Origin of the sequence: Ureibacillus yapensis (assembly GCF_003515775.1) — a bacterium.
Taxonomy (GTDB): domain Bacteria; phylum Bacillota; class Bacilli; order Bacillales_A; family Planococcaceae; genus Ureibacillus; species Ureibacillus yapensis.
Window position 1 is genome coordinate 269,636 of record NZ_QWEI01000004.1, and the last position, 16,411, is coordinate 286,046.

Here is a 16,411-nt window from a genome sequence, read left to right on the forward strand (position 1 = left end):
TAGGCAATGTTAAGAAAAATTATTGACAATTTTACAGAAAATGATAAAGTATTCTTATAAGAATGGTTGGTTTTAATTTGATTTATTGGTGAATTATTATAATTAAAAACATTTAGCTGATTAGACAAACTAAAGGCTGCATCTTTTTTTAGGAGAGATGTAGCCTTATTTTGGCCAAAGTTAACTATTTAAAAAGGAGTTGTCGGTATGGTTCAAGCAGTCATTATAAATGGGAATGTTAAGAAAGACTCCAGGTTAACGGGAATCCATCAATATATTGAGAAATACTTGGAAAATGTCAAAGTTGCAACTCAATCTATTTTTGTGTATGAACTGCCAGCAGAAGATTTAATTACAGGGAATTTCTCAAAAAAAGAAATTGCAGAAGCAAATAAAATTGTTGCTGAATCGGAAATTATAGTTGTACTAACACCGATCTTTAAAGCCTCGTATTCGGGCGTTTTAAAAACATTTCTGGATGTTATTCCCCAAAAAGGTCTTGAAAACAAAACCATCGTTCCTATAGCAATCGGTGGTTCGATTGGCCACTTATTGGCAATCGAATATACATTAAAACCTGTGCTATCGGTTTTGGGCGCTACTCAAATTTTAAATGCAGTCTTCATCCTGGATCAGCACGTTGAAAAACTGGATAAAGGTGAATATAAAATTCAAGATTCAGCATTAGAGCGATTAAACAATGAACTCCAAAAGTTGCCTATTCGCCAATTCGTAAGTTAATTTATTTTTTATCTTAAAACTAAGTAATCTAATCTGATTACATCAATATAATAGGGTTATACCGGAAATTTACGATTACTTTTAAGAGAGGAAGAGGGCTATGAGTAAAAAGCAAGAGAACATTCAATTAGTATTAAAGAATATTGAGAAGATGTTATCTTCAATGAATTATGGTTCGATTACACTGGTTGTTCATGATGATTCTGTGGTTCAAATAGAAAAAAACGAAAAGATCAGGCTAAAGTAAATGTACTTTAAAAAGTTCGATTTGCGCGACTTGCGTGAACGAACTTTTTTTATCTTCCCGAGTCGGGCGGGCCTTCTTCCCTTTTTTGAATGGAATGGTTTATACTCAAGGAGAAAAGGAATTTATACATATTAGAAATGATATTAAGCTAAAATAAAGGAAGAGAATAATGATAAAAATTGGATTAACCGGGTGGGGAGATCATCCTTCGATTTATCGTACAAATTCAACAAAACGAGATAAGCTTTTTGATTATAGCGGTCATTTTCCGATTGTAGAATTGGATACTTCTTTTTATGCGATTCCCTCAGCTCAAAATATCGAAAAATGGCTAAATGAAACGCCGCAAAACTTTCAATTTGTCATGAAGGCCTATCAGGGGATAACGGGTCATCTAAGAGAAGACAATCCCTATGAAACCCGCAATGACATGTTTGAAGCCTTCCGCCAAAGTGCTTCCATTTTCCAGGAGGCAAATAAGTTGGCAATGGTGCTTGTACAGTTTCCTCCTTGGTTTGATTGTACAGTAAAAAATGTCAATTATATTCGCTATGTAAAACAGCAGCTTGACGGTTTTCAGGTTGCCATTGAATTCCGCAACCGAACTTGGTACAGCGCGGAAAGGAAAGAGGAGACGATCAGCTTTTTAAAAGAGCACCAATTCATTCATACCGTTTGCGACGAACCACAAGCGGGCATTGGATCTGTTCCGTTTGTTGCGGAAGCGACACACCAAAAAGCGTTGGTAAGAATTCATGGACGAAATGTGTTTGGGTGGCGAAATTCCGGGTCAACGGAAAATTGGCGGGAAGTTCGTTTTCTTTATGATTACAATGAGGAAGAATTGTCTGATTTAGCAAATAAAATTAAGAAGTTGGAACAGCAATGTGATGAAGTTTATGTACTGTTCAACAATAATTCAGGGCATCATGCGGCGGATAACGCAAAGACTTTGCAGCAAATGCTGCATCTCGACTTTGAAGGACTTGCCCCGAAGCAGCTGGATTTTTTTGAAGGAGAATTTTGATGGAATATTTATTGCTTGCCTTGATTGCCGCAGCAGCCGGAATCGTTGGCTCACTTGTAGGTTTGGGCGGGGGCGTTGTATTAATCCCCGCTACTTTGTTTATTGGAGTAAATCTTGGAATGTTTCCTGAAATCACTCCACAAACCGTTGTTGGCTTGTCCGTAGTTATGATGATCTTTACGGGACTGTCTTCCACTCTGTCCTATATGAAAAATAAACAAGTCGATTTTAAAAGTGGATTTATCTTTTTTATCGGCAGCATACCAGGAACGATTTTGGGTGCCTGGTTGAATAAATTCCTGAATTTACCCTCATTTAATTTGTACTTCGGATTATTTTTGGTTTTTATCTCGATTTTGCTGGTAGTCCGCGATAAATTAAAACCCATTCACTGGTTTGTCAATCATGGAACAAAAAGGGAATTTACAGATAAAAACGGCCAGCAATTCGTCTATGGCTATCCTATTTGGTTTGCACTTGCTTTTTGTTTCTTTGTAGGAATCATTTCAGGAGTATTCGGAATTGGTGGAGGTTCTTTACTCGTTCCGGCAATGGTTTTATTATTTTTGTTCCCGCCGCATGTGGCAGTGGCAACTTCCATGTTTATGGTGTTTTTATCGTCCCTTGTGAACTCCACCAGCCATATCTATTTGGGCAATGTGCCATGGATGTATACTGTGCCTGTTATCGTCGGTGCTTATATAGGTGCAAAAGGCGGTGCCGCCCTGAATAAAAGAATGCAATCAAGAACAGTCATCCTTGCATTGCAAATCGTTATGTTGTTAATCGGGATTCGGTCTATAATGGAAGGACTATCCTAACGCAATAAGCACAAATTTATAGGGGGTGATCCGATTGCTTGAAACCATTCATATTTTCCATACAAATGATGTACATAGCCATTTCGAATATTGGCAGCGAATGCATGACTATATTCGAAATCAACGCTTGGAGTTCGCCAAGTTGGGAGAACCTAGTTTTTTATTTGATATAGGAGACCATCTCGACCGTTCCAATATTTATACAGAAGGAACTTTGGGGAAAGGAAATGTAAAACTCTTAAATGAGGCGCAATACGATGTTGTGACAATGGGCAATAATGAAGGGATTACCCTTTCTTTCGAAGAGTTATATTCACTTTACGAAGCGGCCGAATTTGACGTTGTGGTAAGCAACATTGCGCCGATAGAGGGGCCGCAACCAAATTGGCTAAAACCGTACACTATCCTGCACACCAAATATGGCACGAAAATTGGGGTAATCGGCGCTACGGCCAATTATGAATTGTTTTACAAGGAATTGAATTGGCATATCTCCGAACCCAGAAAAGTGCTTATGCAAATGGCAAAAAAATTAAGAAATGAAGTCGATATTTTAGTGTGTCTTTCGCATCTTGGCATTACAGAGGATGAATTATTGGCTAAGGAGTGCCCGGATCTTGATGTTATCTTTGGTTCCCATACGCATCATCTATTGGAGCAAGGAAAAGTCGTTAACGGTGTCTTATTGACGGGTTGCGGCAAGTTTGGCGCCTATACAGGCCATCTTAACCTGGAGTTTGACCATTCATCCCATACTCTAGTAAAGAAGAAAGAAGAAGTCATTGAAAATGCCATTTTGCCTGAAATGGATGGCGAAGCACTGTTTTTGGCGGATCTTTCAAAAGAAGGAATGCAGCTATTGCAAACCCCTATTTTTCAAACAGCGAAACACTATAACAAAGAATGGTTCCACTATTCACGGCTGTCGAATCTTTTTGCCGAAGCGGTACTGGACTTTACAGGTGCAGATTGCGCAATGTTCAACGCCGGAATTTTCCTTCATGGTTTAAAAAAAGGGAATATTACTTCATATGATATTCATAAAATTTTACCTCATCCGATAAATATATGTGTAATAGATTTGAGCGGGAAAGAGCTGAAGGAAGTCTATTTGCAAGCTCAAAACGAAGAGTGGCCTTTGCTTGAGTTAAAAGGGCTTGGCTTTAGAGGATCGATTTTCGGAAAAATGCTGACTTATGATTTTTCAATGAATAAAAAGAGGGACCTTCTCATAAAAGGCGAAATAGTGGAGTTGGACCGGCAATATAAACTGGCTACTTTGGATATGTTTACATTTGGCTACTTTTTCCCGACCTTTAAATATGCTCAAAAGCATTATGTTCTACCGTTGTTTTTGCGTGATATTTTAGCCGAGTATTGTAAAAAGACTTTTTAACTTCAATCAGTAAAATATTCTACTTTTATTTATAGTGAGATGAATGCAGAATGTTAATGCATTTTGTGCAGGTTCAAAGCAACTGAAATAAATGAACTTAGACTAATAACGCCACGTCCTGTGGCAGATGTTTTTTGTGCGAAAGCGAAGCGACAGCAACAACGTCTAAGTGACTAACATCATGTTAGTCTAAAGCCTCCGGCGGATGTCATAGATTTTTAAAGGAAAATTAAAGAGGACGTTAGCCTAAAATCGTCGCGTCCTGCGACTACGGCTAACTGACCTGCATCGTGCAGGCCTAAGCTCGATAAAAATCTAGACCCAAATACGCCAAGGCGAATTTGATTATAGCCATTATTAAGACTGTTGACACATAGGATTAGGATTGAGGTAAAGTGGGATGCGTTTAATATCAATAAATGTTGTGAAACCAGGCATGGTAAACGGAAAGACAATCTGGAACGAGGCAGGGCTTCCTTTAATTCAAAGGGATGTCGTACTGTCAGATCGGCTGATTGATCGCCTGAAACAATTGAAAATTCAATATGTTTATATTGAGGATGGCATTTCAGATGGAATTGCAATTGAAGAAACCGTTCCAATTGAAGTCCGCAAAAAGGCAGTAAAACAAATTACCGGTTCATTTCATGAAATAAAAGGATTGAGGGGCAAAACAGCTGCCCTTGTTATCGATAAGAAAACGAAGGAAATCGGAAAAATGGTAGACGATTTACTTGATTGTCTGTTGAATAGTGACGAAATGTTAATGGTTTTAACGGATACACTATTATACGATGAATATATTTATCAGCACTCCTTCCAAGTAACGCTTTATTCGCTTGCCATTGCAAAAGAGTTGGAATACTCCCGAGATGATTTGAAAATGCTTGGACTGGGTGCGTTATTGCACGATGTAGGCAAAATGCAGGTGCCTTGCGAAATACTGTTTAAACCAGGTCGTCTTACGGATGAAGAGTTCGAAATCATGAAACAACATAGCCGGGATGGGTTTGAAATTTTAAGAAATTTACATACCGTTTCATTGATCATCGCGCACTGTGCATTTCAACATCATGAACGAATGGATGGCAGTGGGTATCCACGGGGTCTCGTAGGTGGCGAAATCCACCCATATGCCAAAATTATTGCGGTGGCTGATGTGTTTGATGCAGTCACATCCAACCGCGTGTACCGCAATAAAATGCTTCCTTCCCAAGGCATAGACATTATTCAAGCCGGAAGAGGGAAGATTTTTGATGAAAAAGTCGTCGATGCATTTCTGAAAAGTGTGGTTCATTATCCAAATGGCACAATCCTTTTATTGTCGGATGGGCGCCGTGGCATCGTTGTAAAACAAAACATGCGAAACGCAGCATTGCCAAGTCTGCGGATTTTTGAAGAGAATGGACAACTATTAAAATCTACCTATTTGTTTAACTTAGCTGAAGAAGCAAATGTCTCTATAGAGAAAGTGGAGACGGATTACATAGCAGAAACCGAATAGAATGCTCTTCCTGTTCATAAAATTGGAGCAGGAGGAGATTTTTTGTTTTCTCGTCAACCGAATAGAATGATGTTTTCAAAACGTCCAAAATACAGGAAGAAGTTATCCAATCGTTTCGCCTTGTTTATCGTTAGTTTTTTCTGTGCGGTTGTTCTGTTTTTATACATATTGAATGCTCGTTTAATGCCTACGTATGTTCAATATGCAGAGGTGCAAACGACCAAAATAGCTTCACATGTTGTAAGCAAGGCCATTAATTCACGTACTTCCAGTGTACTGGACATCAACGAAATTATTGAAGATTTGCCTTCTGAATCCGATTATATGCTGACAACCAAATTCAATACGGAAATCATCAACCAAATACGGTCAGAAACGGTTACCTTGGTAAAAGAACATTTGGAATTGGCAGAACAAGGGGATTTGTCCCAATATCCCGATTTGGAGAATGTAGAGTACGATGTGAATGAAATACAAAAGGGTGATGGGATTGTCTTCTATGTGCCGATTGCGCAAGCATTGAATTTGCCCCTGCTGGGTAATTTAGGTCCCAGGGTTCCGATTCGTTTTCATATTATAGGAAGTGTGAGCAGCAGCGTTAATTCTTCCTTTAAGGAATTTGGCATTAACAATGCGCTGGTAGAAGTAAATGTCGACTTGGAAGTAAAGGTTCAAATTATTATTCCCTTTGCCAGTCAACAGGCGACAATAAAACAAACAATTCCTGTCGCTATCGGATTGGTACGCGGACAGGTACCCCACATTTACACGCAGGGGGGAGAAGGCGCACAGCCTTCTGTCGAAGTACCCATTCCATTTGATTAATAGATACTATTTTCCTTTTCATTAACGATCAATGGAAGTTTCTTATCGAAAGTTAGTTGTTTTCGCTTGTCATAATATGTTACATTGACATCAGAGTGAATTATTTTGGTTATTTGATAGGGGATGAATAGAGATGACTACTAAAGCTACCGGCGAAAAGGAAGTTTTGCGTAAACCGGATTGGTTAAAAATTAAATTAAATACAAACGATGAATATAAAGGGTTAAAAAAATTGATGCGCGAGAAAAACTTGCATACAGTTTGCGAAGAAGCGCGCTGTCCAAACATTCATGAATGCTGGGGCGAAAGAAGAACGGCAACGATGATGATCCTTGGTGCGGTTTGTACTCGTGCGTGCCGTTTTTGCGCAGTTAAAACAGGCTTGCCAAACGAGCTGGATTTAGCCGAGCCGGAACGCGTTGCAGAGTCTGTGGAAATCATGGATTTAAAGCATGTCGTGATCACGATGGTTGCCCGCGATGATTTGAAAGATGGCGGGGCAGGGGTTCTTGCCGAGACTGTTCGAGCCATTCGCCGCAAATCACCTCAAACATCGGTGGAAGTTTTGCCATCTGATTTAGGCGGGGTAGAAGAAAATCTACAAATGCTAATGGATGCAAAACCGGATATTTTAAACCATAATATTGAAACGGTGCGCCGCTTAACGCCAAGAGTTCGTGCACGTGCAAAATACGACCGCTCTCTGGAATTTTTAAGAAAAGCAAAAGAAATGCAGCCGGATATTCCTACAAAATCTTCCTTAATGATTGGATTAGGAGAAGAATGGGATGAAATCCTGGAAGTCATGGATGATTTGCGTGCAAACAATGTGGATATCATGACAATCGGTCAATATCTGCAGCCAACGAAAAAACATTTGCCGGTAAAAAAATATTACTCGCCTATAGAATTCGGAAAACTGCGTAAAATTGCGATGGATAAAGGCTTCAAGCACTGTGAAGCTGGCCCATTGGTTCGTAGCAGTTATCATGCGGATGAGCAAGTAAATGAAGCGACAAAAACGAGACAATTGCAAGCAGAAGAGGTATAAGAACTTCTTTCTAAGTTTATTAGAATAGGAGGATGCGAATGATCATTGCAGAAGGATACACATACGAAATGGTCGAAAATGTGCGTGATGGATTTAAAGAAGACGCTTTTTTGGCCAGATATTCAGATATCTTGACGAAGTATGATTATATCGTCGGCGATTGGGGATACGGCCAACTTCGCTTAAAAGGCTTCTTTGAAGACAGAAACCAAAAAGCCACGTTTGATACAAAAATCAGTACGGTGGAAGATTATTTGTTTGAATATTGTAATTTTGGCTGTGCTTATTTTATAGTCCGGAAAACCGGGAAAGTATCGCCAAAGCAATTGGAGTCTGCCCCGGTGCTTGAAGCTGAAACCATCCCGCCGACAATCGAAAAAAACGAAAATTAGTTCATAAAGAAAAACCGGGTTTTTTGCCCGGTTTTTCTGTACCTGCCGCTAAAACCAGCGGCACAAGATTAGGGGGTTCAGAAAATGAGCCCCCGCTTTTTTATGCCAATAATTCAGTTAAATATTCGCGCAAATCCTGCGCTTCTTCTTCGGATTTATGAAAAGCATGCTCCAGGTAGCCTGGTTCCTCCAAGTCATCCGTTCCGATAATGGCAAAACGATTCATCTGCATATCCAAAACTAGCACTTTTCCAAAAAAACGAGAGGATTGCATAATCGCTAAATCATAACGCAATGTTTTGCCAGTGAAACTGACAAATCTTGTTTTTGTATCTTCCGTATCATCATATAAGAAAAAACGCTCCATCTTGTATAGGACTCCTTCCAAATCTAAAGAATATGTTACTATAGAAGAGAAATAACTATCAACTTTTTTATGGGGGCACATGTATGTATTTTGTAGATCGCAATAAAATAACTGTCACTTTAAAACATTTAGAAGAGCTAATTTCTATTTTTGAAAACGAAAAGAATTGGCTGCAAAACGATATAACAAAACTTGCTATGCAACGTATCGGACATAATGCCATGGAAGCCATGATGGATGTCGGGAATTTAATCATTGATGGTTTCATTATGCGTGATCCGGGAAGCTACGATGATATTATCGATATTTTACTTGATGAAAAGGTCATTACAAAAGATATGGAAATGCCTTTAAAAGACGTTGTAGGCCTCCGAAAAATGCTGGTAAGGGAATTTGTTCAAGTAGACAACGAAGAGGTATTAAAAGTGCTTACAGGAAGCCTTGGAGCAATCAAAGAGTTTGTTCCATTGGTGGCAAACTATTTGGAAAACGAGCTTGGACCCGTTTCCGCATTTTTACCGGAGAATGAGAAATGAAATCATATAAAGCCTATTGTTTTGATCTAGATGGGACGGTGTATCGGGGGAAAAATGCGATTGAGTCAGCCGTTCGTTTTATTCATAAATTGCAAATGGAAAAACTGGAATATTTCTTTGTAACGAATAATTCGTCGAAAACACCGGAACAATTACAAAAAGTATTGGCGGATATTAATATTGAAACGCCAACTTCCCGGATCTATTCGAGCGCTTTAACAACGGCAAAATACGTTGATCTCCATTACAAAGATGCGAATATTTTCATGATTGGTTCCGATGGCATTCGTTCGGCGCTGGAAGCCCACGGTTTAAATATCATCGATACCGATGAAGCAAGGCCGGATGTAGTTGTCATGGGAATTGACCGAACAATTGATTACATGAAATTGGTAAAAGCTTCACTTGCTGTACAAAGCGGTGCCGAGTTGATCGGGACAAACGAAGATATCCGTTTTCCTGCCGAACTTGGGTTTATCCCGGGAAATGGTTCCTTTGTGCACCTTGTTGGAAACGTCGCACAGGCAAAACCAACATTTATAGGAAAGCCATCGCCAGTCATGCTCGAAGTCATCCAGCAGGAATATGGATTCCAAAAAGAAGAGATGGTCATGATTGGAGACAATTATGATACAGACATATTATGCGGCATTCGATTCGGCTGCGATACCATCCATGTCAATACAGGCGTTGTTAGTACAGAGCTTGTGCTGCAAAAAGAACAAAAGCCGACTTTTTGTGTTGAAGATCTAAGCGTTTTTTAAAAAATAAAATTCCGTGCAACTATTAGTGCACGGAATTTTTTCTTCTATAAAGGAACTTATAAAGTTTACTAAAAAAATTTCAATTAGTACATTCTACATCCAGCTCCAGCGCCCAGCCCCTCGAGGCGCGGTCTGCTGCTGTCGCTACGCTTTCGCGCAAAAAAAATCTGTCCTCGGTCGAAAGCTGAAAAAGCTTCGCGATTCGGGCCTTCCGCCGCACAAGGATGTGCAAGTGCCGGCAATGCCACACGACGTGGCGTTCTTGTCGGCCAGCGCTTGACGGGGCTAACCAGGGCGCTTGCGCTTTCGTTATATTCCGCCTCTTTAGAAAAGAGGATTTTCTTCGATATGTTGATAAATTTTCTTCGTTAGCTCTTCTGGTGTTTCGGCTTCCACGATATCGCCATTCACCAAAGCATAAAACGTTTGATCACATATACTGCAATAGCTTAGGCATCCATATTCGAGAACGTCAATTTCCGGATCGTTTTCCAATATATCATATGTTTCTTGTGCACCTTTTGCCAGGTTGCTTATGCAAAATTCTACTAATGGATTCACGAGTTGTCACCTCACAAAAACATGCTACTCTGTTTTTGTTTTTTCGTCAATGAAATCAGTCTTATGTGAAACTTTTCACATAAATTTGGCAAAAGATATTGTGAAGCTTCTCACAATCAGTTATACTATTTATGAATAAATTGTGACAATTCAAGTTTAATAGGTATAGGGGAGTATTTTATGAGAAAACTAGTATTACTGGGCGGAGGTTATGGGAATATGCGTATTCTACTGCGCTTATTGCCGAACAACTTTCCGGAGGATACAACCATCACTTTAGTGGATCGTACACCGCATCATAGCTTGAAAACAGAATTTTATGCTTTGGCAGCAGGCACAACGACTGATAAAGATGTTCGAGTTGACTTTCCTGAACATGAGCGTCTACAACTGGTTTATGGAGAAATCACAAAAATCGACCGAGACGAAAAAGCCGTGTATTTGGAGGATGGCCAAACAATTGCTTATGATGACTTAGTAATTGGTTTAGGCTGTGAAGATAATTATCACAATGTACCAGGTGCTGAAGAAAACACGCTCAGTATTCAAACAATCGCGAAATCGCGCTCTACATTTGAAGAGCTGCTTGGTCTATCTCCCGGATCTGTTGTAGGAATTGTAGGAGCAGGTTTAAGCGGGATTGAGCTGGCAAGCGAATTACGCGAAAGCCGTTCCGATTTGAAAATTAAACTGTTTGACCGTTCTCCTCGTATTTTACGGGATTTCCCTGAAAAGTTAAGTAATTATGTGAAAGAATGGTTTGTTAAAAATGACGTGGATGTTATAGCCAATTCCAATATAACTAAAGTTGAACCGAATAAATTATATAATCATGAAGATGTCATCAATGTTGATGCAGTTGTTTGGACTGCCGGCGTTCAGCCTGTAAAAATTGTACGCGATATGGATGTACAAAAAGATCGAAAAGGACGTCCTTTGGTCAATCAATATTTTCAATTGGTGGATGATGAGAATGTTTCGGTTGTAGGGGACTGCGCTTCATCCGATTTACCGGCGAGTGCCCAACTTGCAGAGGAACAAGCGGAACGAATCGTAAAAGTGCTTAAGCACCGCTTCAAAAACGAACCGCTGCCTGAAAAAATGCCGGAAATCAAATTAAAAGGATTTATGGGCTCTTTAGGCAAGAAGCAAGGGTTTGTTCATCTGGCAGATACAACCGTAACCGGCCGTATTGCACGTTTGATGAAATCAGGATTGCTTTGGATGTATAAACGTCAAAATAATGGTTAAGTTAAAAAAGAGCTGTCATTTACGACGGCTCTTTCTATGTTATCTAAGCTGATTGTACGTTCTTGATTAGGAAGTCGCTACAAATCCCAAGTTTTCCAGTGCCGCAAAAACTGGTTTTATCTGAATATAGCCTTCGCCGATGACCTCATTATTAATAAGTACGAGCGGGTAGAAATATTCGTCGTTGTGGATGCGTTCTGCCCATTCTTGGTCACGTTCATTCTCTAAAGCTCCCTCAATATCGACATAACGAATGGTAAATGGATTATTGGGATATTTTCGGCCAATTGCCGCTTCAAGCCATTCATATGTATCCTTGGACGATGGTGCATTGACACAGCTTGCACAAATCACATCAGCACCGAACACTTCAATGATCGGATTATTTTCTTTCATTGTTGCCACCCTTTCATAACTCAATTTATGGATTTTTTCGCTTCTTCACATTATAATGATTTTAGGGAAAGGAGTCGAGAGAAATGACAGAATTAGAACAAAAAGAACAAGTACAAGAAGTTTTAGATAAATTACGTCCATTTTTACTGCGCGATGGTGGAGATTGTGAATTAGTCGATGTAGAGGACGGCGTTGTCCGTTTACGCCTATTGGGTGCATGCGGAAGCTGCCCAAGTTCCACGATTACTTTAAAAGCAGGTATTGAACGTGCTCTTTTAGAGGAAGTACCAGGAATCGTTGAAGTAGAACAAGTTTTCTAAATGATATTGCAAAAAGGATACTGTCCAAAAAGTTTGGGATTAACTTTTTGGACAGTTATTCTATTATAAGGCTTAATGCGCCTGCCGTTTCACTTTCGGCGCAAAAAAGGAGATGTCCCGGGACTGCTGGGACATCTCCTTTTATCCTGCTGATCGGATTTTTTCTTTTTCCTCTCGTACAAGCTGCCATTGATCTTTTGCCAATTCCAGTAGTTTTGCTTCCCCGCCATTTCGCTGGCTTTCAATGACTTTGGAGAAGTAGCGTGTGGCATTGTCCAAATCGCCAATTCGTCTCGACAGTTCTGCAATCATATAGATGACTCGGGTACCGGACATTTGAGTACCAGCATAGTCCTCCGTAGAAAAGGAGTTTATGTAAAGATCACGGGCAATTGTCAAGAATCGATGTTCTTGGCCGCTATTTTGCAATTTCCGGTAAAGCCATGCAATTCGCAAGGTAATGCCCGCTAAAGTTACGTATTTTTCTTTTTTCAATGTCCCGCTGACATATGCCAGCTTGAAAGCTTCGAGGGCTTCCGCTAAGCTGCGTTCGTGGCTGTAGCTTCTAGGAAACCATTTATTTGAAATTTGCTCCGTTATTAGTTCTTTTATACCGGGAGCAAAATACTTTGAAAAATCTTCAGTAAATGAAAAACCGCAGTGCTCACAAACAAAGACGTTGTAATACAGAGCAGGCACAGATTCTTCTGCATATATTGGGCAAAAGTCCGTATCGGTACTACCCACTTTCACTAATTTCGACCGGATTTTCAGGGTATTAAACGTTTTTTTGCAACAGAGGCATTCAACTTTTTTCTCATAGTAAGGTGATAATTCCATCTGATTAGCCCCCTTCGAGTATCGGGAATTTTAAGACTATTATATCACTTAGAGTGTGTTATGTGGGGTTAATTATTACTATTTATTATTGAAATAATTATGAACAAGAAGCGTGAAAATGCCCAATAAAAAAACACCTCCGAGGGGGAGGCGTTTAAATTCAAATTATTTCATATCCTGGCCAGGAAGGGTATTATGCAATGATGGAGGAGCTGGGCTTAGTATTGGTTTTTCACCAAAAGCTTTTCCTTGAGCATAATTGAAAGGATGTCCATCAGGAGCAATGCCTTTCACCCAATCAAGGGCAGCACTGTCCTCACCTTCAGAGTGGTTATATAAAGTATGGGAATGTTCAGTTGCTTCCCATTCAGGTGGAACAGTGGTAGGGCAGACTACGCCGCCTTCTTTTTCTTCCAGATCTTTAATTGCAGCAATCCATTGATTTTGATGCATGGTGTCTCGCGCCAATAAGAAGGATAACATGTCTTTTACTCCTTTATCCTCGGTCATGCTATAAAGGCGGGCAACTTGCAATCTTCCTTGGGATTCTGCATTTAGATTGGCACGCATATCAGCGAGCAGATTTCCGCTGGCCACGATGTAGCCCGCATTCCATGGAACACCTACCGAACTTACAGGCATTGCGCCAAGCCCGGAGACAATAGCATGTTGTGGATTTAACCCTTGTACCAATACGTCTTTTGGATCTTGACCACCCATAATGGCACCAATTACAGGATGTGATGCGCCTTTTTCTTGTTCAGTGACGGGAGCGTCTTCCAATAATCGAGCGACCATGGTAGCAATCATTTCGATATGCCCAAGTTCTTCGGTGCCGGTGTCCATCAATAGGTCTTTGTATTTCTCGTTTCCGCGAGTATTCCAGCCCTGGAACAAATACTGCATGGCAACACTCATTTCGCCAAACTGACCGCCGATAATTTCTTGAAGGTGCTTTGCCATTATTGGATCCGGCTTATCCGGAATCGCATTGTATGCTAGTTCTTTTTTGTTGAAAAACATATTACATAACCTCCTCTGAATTTTTTAGGACAGTGTAACAGTACCCGTGCTTTTTTTTGATAAACAAAAGTAAAAATACAATTAGTATGAAACTGTATGGATAAGATAAAGATAGCGGTCAGGTGCACAACTCTTTATTTTTAATTTGCAACTTGATATGATAAAGAAATAAGAAGGAAGGTGAATGGGAATGACAAGTGAAAAGAAGGTAATTGAGTTAACGGAAGCGGCTTCGATTCGTGTGAAAGAAATGCAAAAGCACAATGAGGAAGAAGGTTCTTTTTTACGTGTAGCGGTGCATGGCGGCGGTTGCAGCGGTCTTTCCTATGGAATGAATTTTGATCGAAATCAAAACGAAGATGATTTAGTGGATGAACAGCACGGTTTGAAAATTCTTGTTTCCCGCGAAGATGCACCAATTTTAACGGGAACGAAAATTGACTATAAACAATCTTTAATGGGCGGCGGATTCACCATCGACAATCCAAATGCTATCGCTGCTTGTGGCTGCGGTACTTCATTCAGAACGGCCAAGGTTGAAGGTACGCCGGAAGTTTGTGAATAAATAGAGTCAACTAAATTTTATGAAGGCAGTTTATGTATAAATAAACCCTACCATTATTGGGGTTATAAAAATAAGTCTCTTTGATTTGTGATGTTGCAGAACATGACAAATTGAGGAGGCTTTTTTATTTTAAGATCTTCCTTTTTGTTCAATCTACCTCTCTCTAAATTTATTCCTCTCTATTTGTAGTCCTATTTCTATTAATAAAAATCAAAGAATTATAACATTCACCCAAACGCATTGATCAAGTAGACATATTCTATATCAGGTTGAGAAAAAAGGAGGGATCTAATTGGCAAGACATCCTCGAAAGGATCATAAACGGAGAAAACATAGCAATAAAAGAAATCAAGAATTGGTGCCTTCACTAGAATCATTGAATTCATTAGACTCAGTGACTTCGCTAACAAATCAAAGCATAAACCTACTCGTAGATAATATTTTCCGAAGACAAGGCGTTAAGATGAGAAAACCTACATTAAGCACACAAGAGAAAAGGGACCTAAGAAAACTTTTAATGAATTTACAAGATAGAGTTGAAAAACTAACCAAAAGTACAAAAGAATAAATGAATACAAAATTATATTATAGGAGGAATATTAAAAATGGACAGTTCAGTTTGGAAAGGATCTCCCTCATATTCACATGGAGTAGAGGGAAGAGAGGAATTCAGAAGATGGAGTGCATTGGACCCTAAATCTTCACATCCATTAGATAGAGACGGTGATATTTCAAATGATTTGGAAGGTGTAATTGAAAACATCCAACAATCATTTGAACAAATTATTGTCATTGATTCTGCAGATGTTACAGTGACGACAACTGATAATCAGGCTGCGGTTTCCCTTCAAGTTGCACTTCAAGCAGCAATTGCCTTAGTGATCAGCATTTCAATTGCGGATAGCCAACAGGCGGAAAGAATAACACAGGATTTATTGGCTAGAATTAGAACTCAACAAGTCAACAGACAACAGACGATTATTGAGAATTCAAGAGGTGTCACTGTTACAACAACTGATAATGATTTAGTCGTAAATATTCAATTATTATTACAAGTATTAATTGCGCTAATCGTAAGAATTGATATTCTGTAAAATTCGCCATCATAAACCTTCTTAAGGAATAAAATCTTTAAGAAGGTTTTTTATTTATACATGAACGATGGTAAGCCTATAATGTTAAAAAAATCAAAATTAGGTGATATGGATGAAAAAAGAGCTGGGAAAAGTTTGGCTTGGGGTTGCAGGAGTGGTCATAAACAAAGAAGGGAAGTGGCTTGTAGTAAAAAAGAAATATAGCGGCTTAAAAGGAGTTTGGTCATTGCCAGCCGGATTTGTTCAGCCGGGAGAAACGGCCGATCATGCAATTGTAAGGGAAGTGAAAGAAGAGACGGGCATTGATTGTGAAGTCTCGGGGTTGATTGGTTTCCGTACAGGGGTTATACGGCAGGATATTAGTGATAATATGGCCATTTTTTGTTGCACGCCGCACGATGATCGGCAAGCAATTGCCATCCAGGAACTCGAATTATCGGACGTTCGCTGGTTGTCGGTTGAAGAGATTGTGCATAGCGGAGAAGCGTCGGTCATGCTGGAAGAAATGGCTGGCCATGAGCTGATCCAGCATCAACTATTCAAAAAAGAAGGAATCAACCCAGGCGATGTGTTTGAATATTCGTCCTACAAGCTATTCTTCAACAAATAAATCATGAGTGATAAAAATGTTTATGGAATTCATGATTTAACGAATGGATTCATATCTTTTGGTAGAGTGCTCGAGCCACT

Annotated in this window: 21 protein-coding genes and 1 pseudogene; 17 read left to right on the forward strand and 5 right to left on the reverse strand. The window is 39.6% G+C overall.

Translation table 11 applies throughout. From position 1 onward, the window contains the following. The first annotated feature begins 207 nt into the window (after positions 1 to 207). The 9 genes from ssuE (at position 208) to D1B33_RS10460 (ending at position 8,004) form a co-directional block, all read left to right on the forward strand. Positions 208 to 741 (forward strand): NADPH-dependent FMN reductase, encoded by a 534-nt coding sequence (ssuE, locus tag D1B33_RS10420; RefSeq protein WP_118876320.1) that lies wholly within the window; start codon positions 208 to 210, stop codon positions 739 to 741. Positions 742 to 841: 100 nt separating this feature from the next. After that, on the forward strand, positions 842 to 988 hold the full coding sequence (locus D1B33_RS10425; RefSeq protein ID WP_118876321.1) for a YezD family protein: 147 nt from the start codon (positions 842 to 844) through the stop codon (positions 986 to 988). Positions 989 to 1,157: 169 nt separating this feature from the next. Beyond that, the gene (locus tag D1B33_RS10430) at positions 1,158 to 2,015 is read left to right on the forward strand and encodes a DUF72 domain-containing protein (RefSeq protein ID WP_118876322.1); all 858 of its coding nucleotides are present in this window, start codon (positions 1,158 to 1,160) and stop codon (positions 2,013 to 2,015) included. Beyond that, positions 2,015 to 2,836: a sulfite exporter TauE/SafE family protein gene (locus D1B33_RS10435; RefSeq protein ID WP_118876323.1), complete on the forward strand. Its 822-nt coding sequence runs from the start codon at positions 2,015 to 2,017 to the stop codon at positions 2,834 to 2,836. Before D1B33_RS10430 ends, D1B33_RS10435 begins: the two co-directional genes overlap by 1 nt. Before the next feature lie 34 nt (positions 2,837 to 2,870). Then, the gene (locus D1B33_RS10440) at positions 2,871 to 4,232 is read left to right on the forward strand and encodes a bifunctional metallophosphatase/5'-nucleotidase (RefSeq protein ID WP_118876324.1); all 1,362 of its coding nucleotides are present in this window, start codon (positions 2,871 to 2,873) and stop codon (positions 4,230 to 4,232) included. 400 nt (positions 4,233 to 4,632) lie between these two features. Then, entirely contained in the window at positions 4,633 to 5,736 is a 1,104-nt protein-coding gene (locus D1B33_RS10445; protein ID WP_118876325.1) for an HD-GYP domain-containing protein, read from the forward strand. 42 nt (positions 5,737 to 5,778) lie between these two features. Beyond that, positions 5,779 to 6,561 (forward strand): sporulation protein YunB, encoded by a 783-nt coding sequence (gene yunB / locus D1B33_RS10450; protein ID WP_233549454.1) that lies wholly within the window; start codon positions 5,779 to 5,781, stop codon positions 6,559 to 6,561. Positions 6,562 to 6,694: 133 nt separating this feature from the next. Then, positions 6,695 to 7,612: a lipoyl synthase gene (gene lipA / locus D1B33_RS10455; protein WP_118876326.1), complete on the forward strand. Its 918-nt coding sequence runs from the start codon at positions 6,695 to 6,697 to the stop codon at positions 7,610 to 7,612. 38 nt (positions 7,613 to 7,650) lie between these two features. Continuing rightward, positions 7,651 to 8,004 (forward strand): YutD family protein, encoded by a 354-nt coding sequence (locus D1B33_RS10460; RefSeq protein ID WP_118876327.1) that lies wholly within the window; start codon positions 7,651 to 7,653, stop codon positions 8,002 to 8,004. A gap of 100 nt (positions 8,005 to 8,104) precedes the next feature. Here the strand turns inward: D1B33_RS10460 and D1B33_RS10465 are convergent, their stop codons facing one another. Then, a complete protein-coding gene (locus D1B33_RS10465; protein ID WP_118876328.1) occupies positions 8,105 to 8,371 on the reverse strand; it encodes a DUF3055 domain-containing protein in 267 nt (88 codons plus the stop codon). An 83-nt stretch (positions 8,372 to 8,454) separates the two neighbouring features. Between D1B33_RS10465 and D1B33_RS10470 the strand changes: the two genes are divergently transcribed. Then, positions 8,455 to 8,907 carry a DUF86 domain-containing protein gene (locus D1B33_RS10470; RefSeq protein WP_118876329.1) on the forward strand — a complete coding sequence of 151 codons (453 nt, stop codon included), beginning with the start codon at positions 8,455 to 8,457 and terminating at the stop codon, positions 8,905 to 8,907. Beyond that, complete coding sequence (locus D1B33_RS10475; protein ID WP_118876330.1) at positions 8,904 to 9,671, forward strand: TIGR01457 family HAD-type hydrolase; 768 nt, start codon at positions 8,904 to 8,906, stop codon at positions 9,669 to 9,671. Before D1B33_RS10470 ends, D1B33_RS10475 begins: the two co-directional genes overlap by 4 nt. 324 nt (positions 9,672 to 9,995) lie before the next feature. Here D1B33_RS10475 and D1B33_RS10480 read toward each other — a convergent pair whose 3' ends face one another. Then, positions 9,996 to 10,232: a YuzB family protein gene (locus D1B33_RS10480; RefSeq protein WP_118876331.1), complete on the reverse strand. Its 237-nt coding sequence runs from the start codon at positions 10,230 to 10,232 to the stop codon at positions 9,996 to 9,998. A 180-nt stretch (positions 10,233 to 10,412) separates the two neighbouring features. Here D1B33_RS10480 and D1B33_RS10485 point away from each other — a divergent pair, with 180 nt between their 5' ends. Beyond that, positions 10,413 to 11,483, forward strand: coding sequence for an NAD(P)/FAD-dependent oxidoreductase (locus D1B33_RS10485; RefSeq protein WP_118876332.1), 1,071 nt, complete (start codon positions 10,413 to 10,415; stop codon positions 11,481 to 11,483). Positions 11,484 to 11,549: 66 nt separating this feature from the next. Here the strand turns inward: D1B33_RS10485 and D1B33_RS10490 are convergent, their stop codons facing one another. Next, positions 11,550 to 11,879, reverse strand: a complete 330-nt coding sequence (locus D1B33_RS10490; protein WP_118876333.1) for a YuzD family protein — start codon at positions 11,877 to 11,879, stop codon at positions 11,550 to 11,552. A 27-nt stretch (positions 11,880 to 11,906) separates the two neighbouring features. Between D1B33_RS10490 and D1B33_RS10495 the strand changes: the two are divergent. Next, positions 11,907 to 12,199: pseudogene (locus tag D1B33_RS10495) on the forward strand (NifU family protein). A gap of 141 nt (positions 12,200 to 12,340) precedes the next feature. On the opposite strand, the gene D1B33_RS10500 reads toward D1B33_RS10495, so the two are convergent. Both D1B33_RS10500 and D1B33_RS10505 read right to left on the reverse strand, forming a co-directional pair. Continuing rightward, positions 12,341 to 13,039, reverse strand: a complete 699-nt coding sequence (locus tag D1B33_RS10500; RefSeq protein ID WP_118876335.1) for a DUF2225 domain-containing protein — start codon at positions 13,037 to 13,039, stop codon at positions 12,341 to 12,343. A 165-nt stretch (positions 13,040 to 13,204) separates the two neighbouring features. Next, on the reverse strand, positions 13,205 to 14,062 hold the full coding sequence (locus D1B33_RS10505; protein ID WP_118876336.1) for a manganese catalase family protein: 858 nt from the start codon (positions 14,060 to 14,062) through the stop codon (positions 13,205 to 13,207). 190 nt (positions 14,063 to 14,252) lie between these two features. Here D1B33_RS10505 and D1B33_RS10510 point away from each other — a divergent pair, with 190 nt between their 5' ends. The 4 genes from D1B33_RS10510 (at position 14,253) to D1B33_RS10525 (ending at position 16,331) form a co-directional block, all read left to right on the forward strand. Further along, positions 14,253 to 14,627 carry a HesB/IscA family protein gene (locus tag D1B33_RS10510; protein WP_118876386.1) on the forward strand — a complete coding sequence of 125 codons (375 nt, stop codon included), beginning with the start codon at positions 14,253 to 14,255 and terminating at the stop codon, positions 14,625 to 14,627. Positions 14,628 to 14,919: 292 nt separating this feature from the next. Continuing rightward, entirely contained in the window at positions 14,920 to 15,195 is a 276-nt protein-coding gene (locus tag D1B33_RS10515) for a hypothetical protein (RefSeq protein ID WP_118876337.1), read from the forward strand. A gap of 37 nt (positions 15,196 to 15,232) precedes the next feature. After that, positions 15,233 to 15,721, forward strand: a complete 489-nt coding sequence (locus D1B33_RS10520; protein ID WP_118876338.1) for a spore coat protein — start codon at positions 15,233 to 15,235, stop codon at positions 15,719 to 15,721. 112 nt (positions 15,722 to 15,833) lie between these two features. Further along, positions 15,834 to 16,331 carry an NUDIX domain-containing protein gene (locus D1B33_RS10525; RefSeq protein ID WP_118876339.1) on the forward strand — a complete coding sequence of 166 codons (498 nt, stop codon included), beginning with the start codon at positions 15,834 to 15,836 and terminating at the stop codon, positions 16,329 to 16,331. Positions 16,332 to 16,411 lie beyond the last annotated feature (80 nt).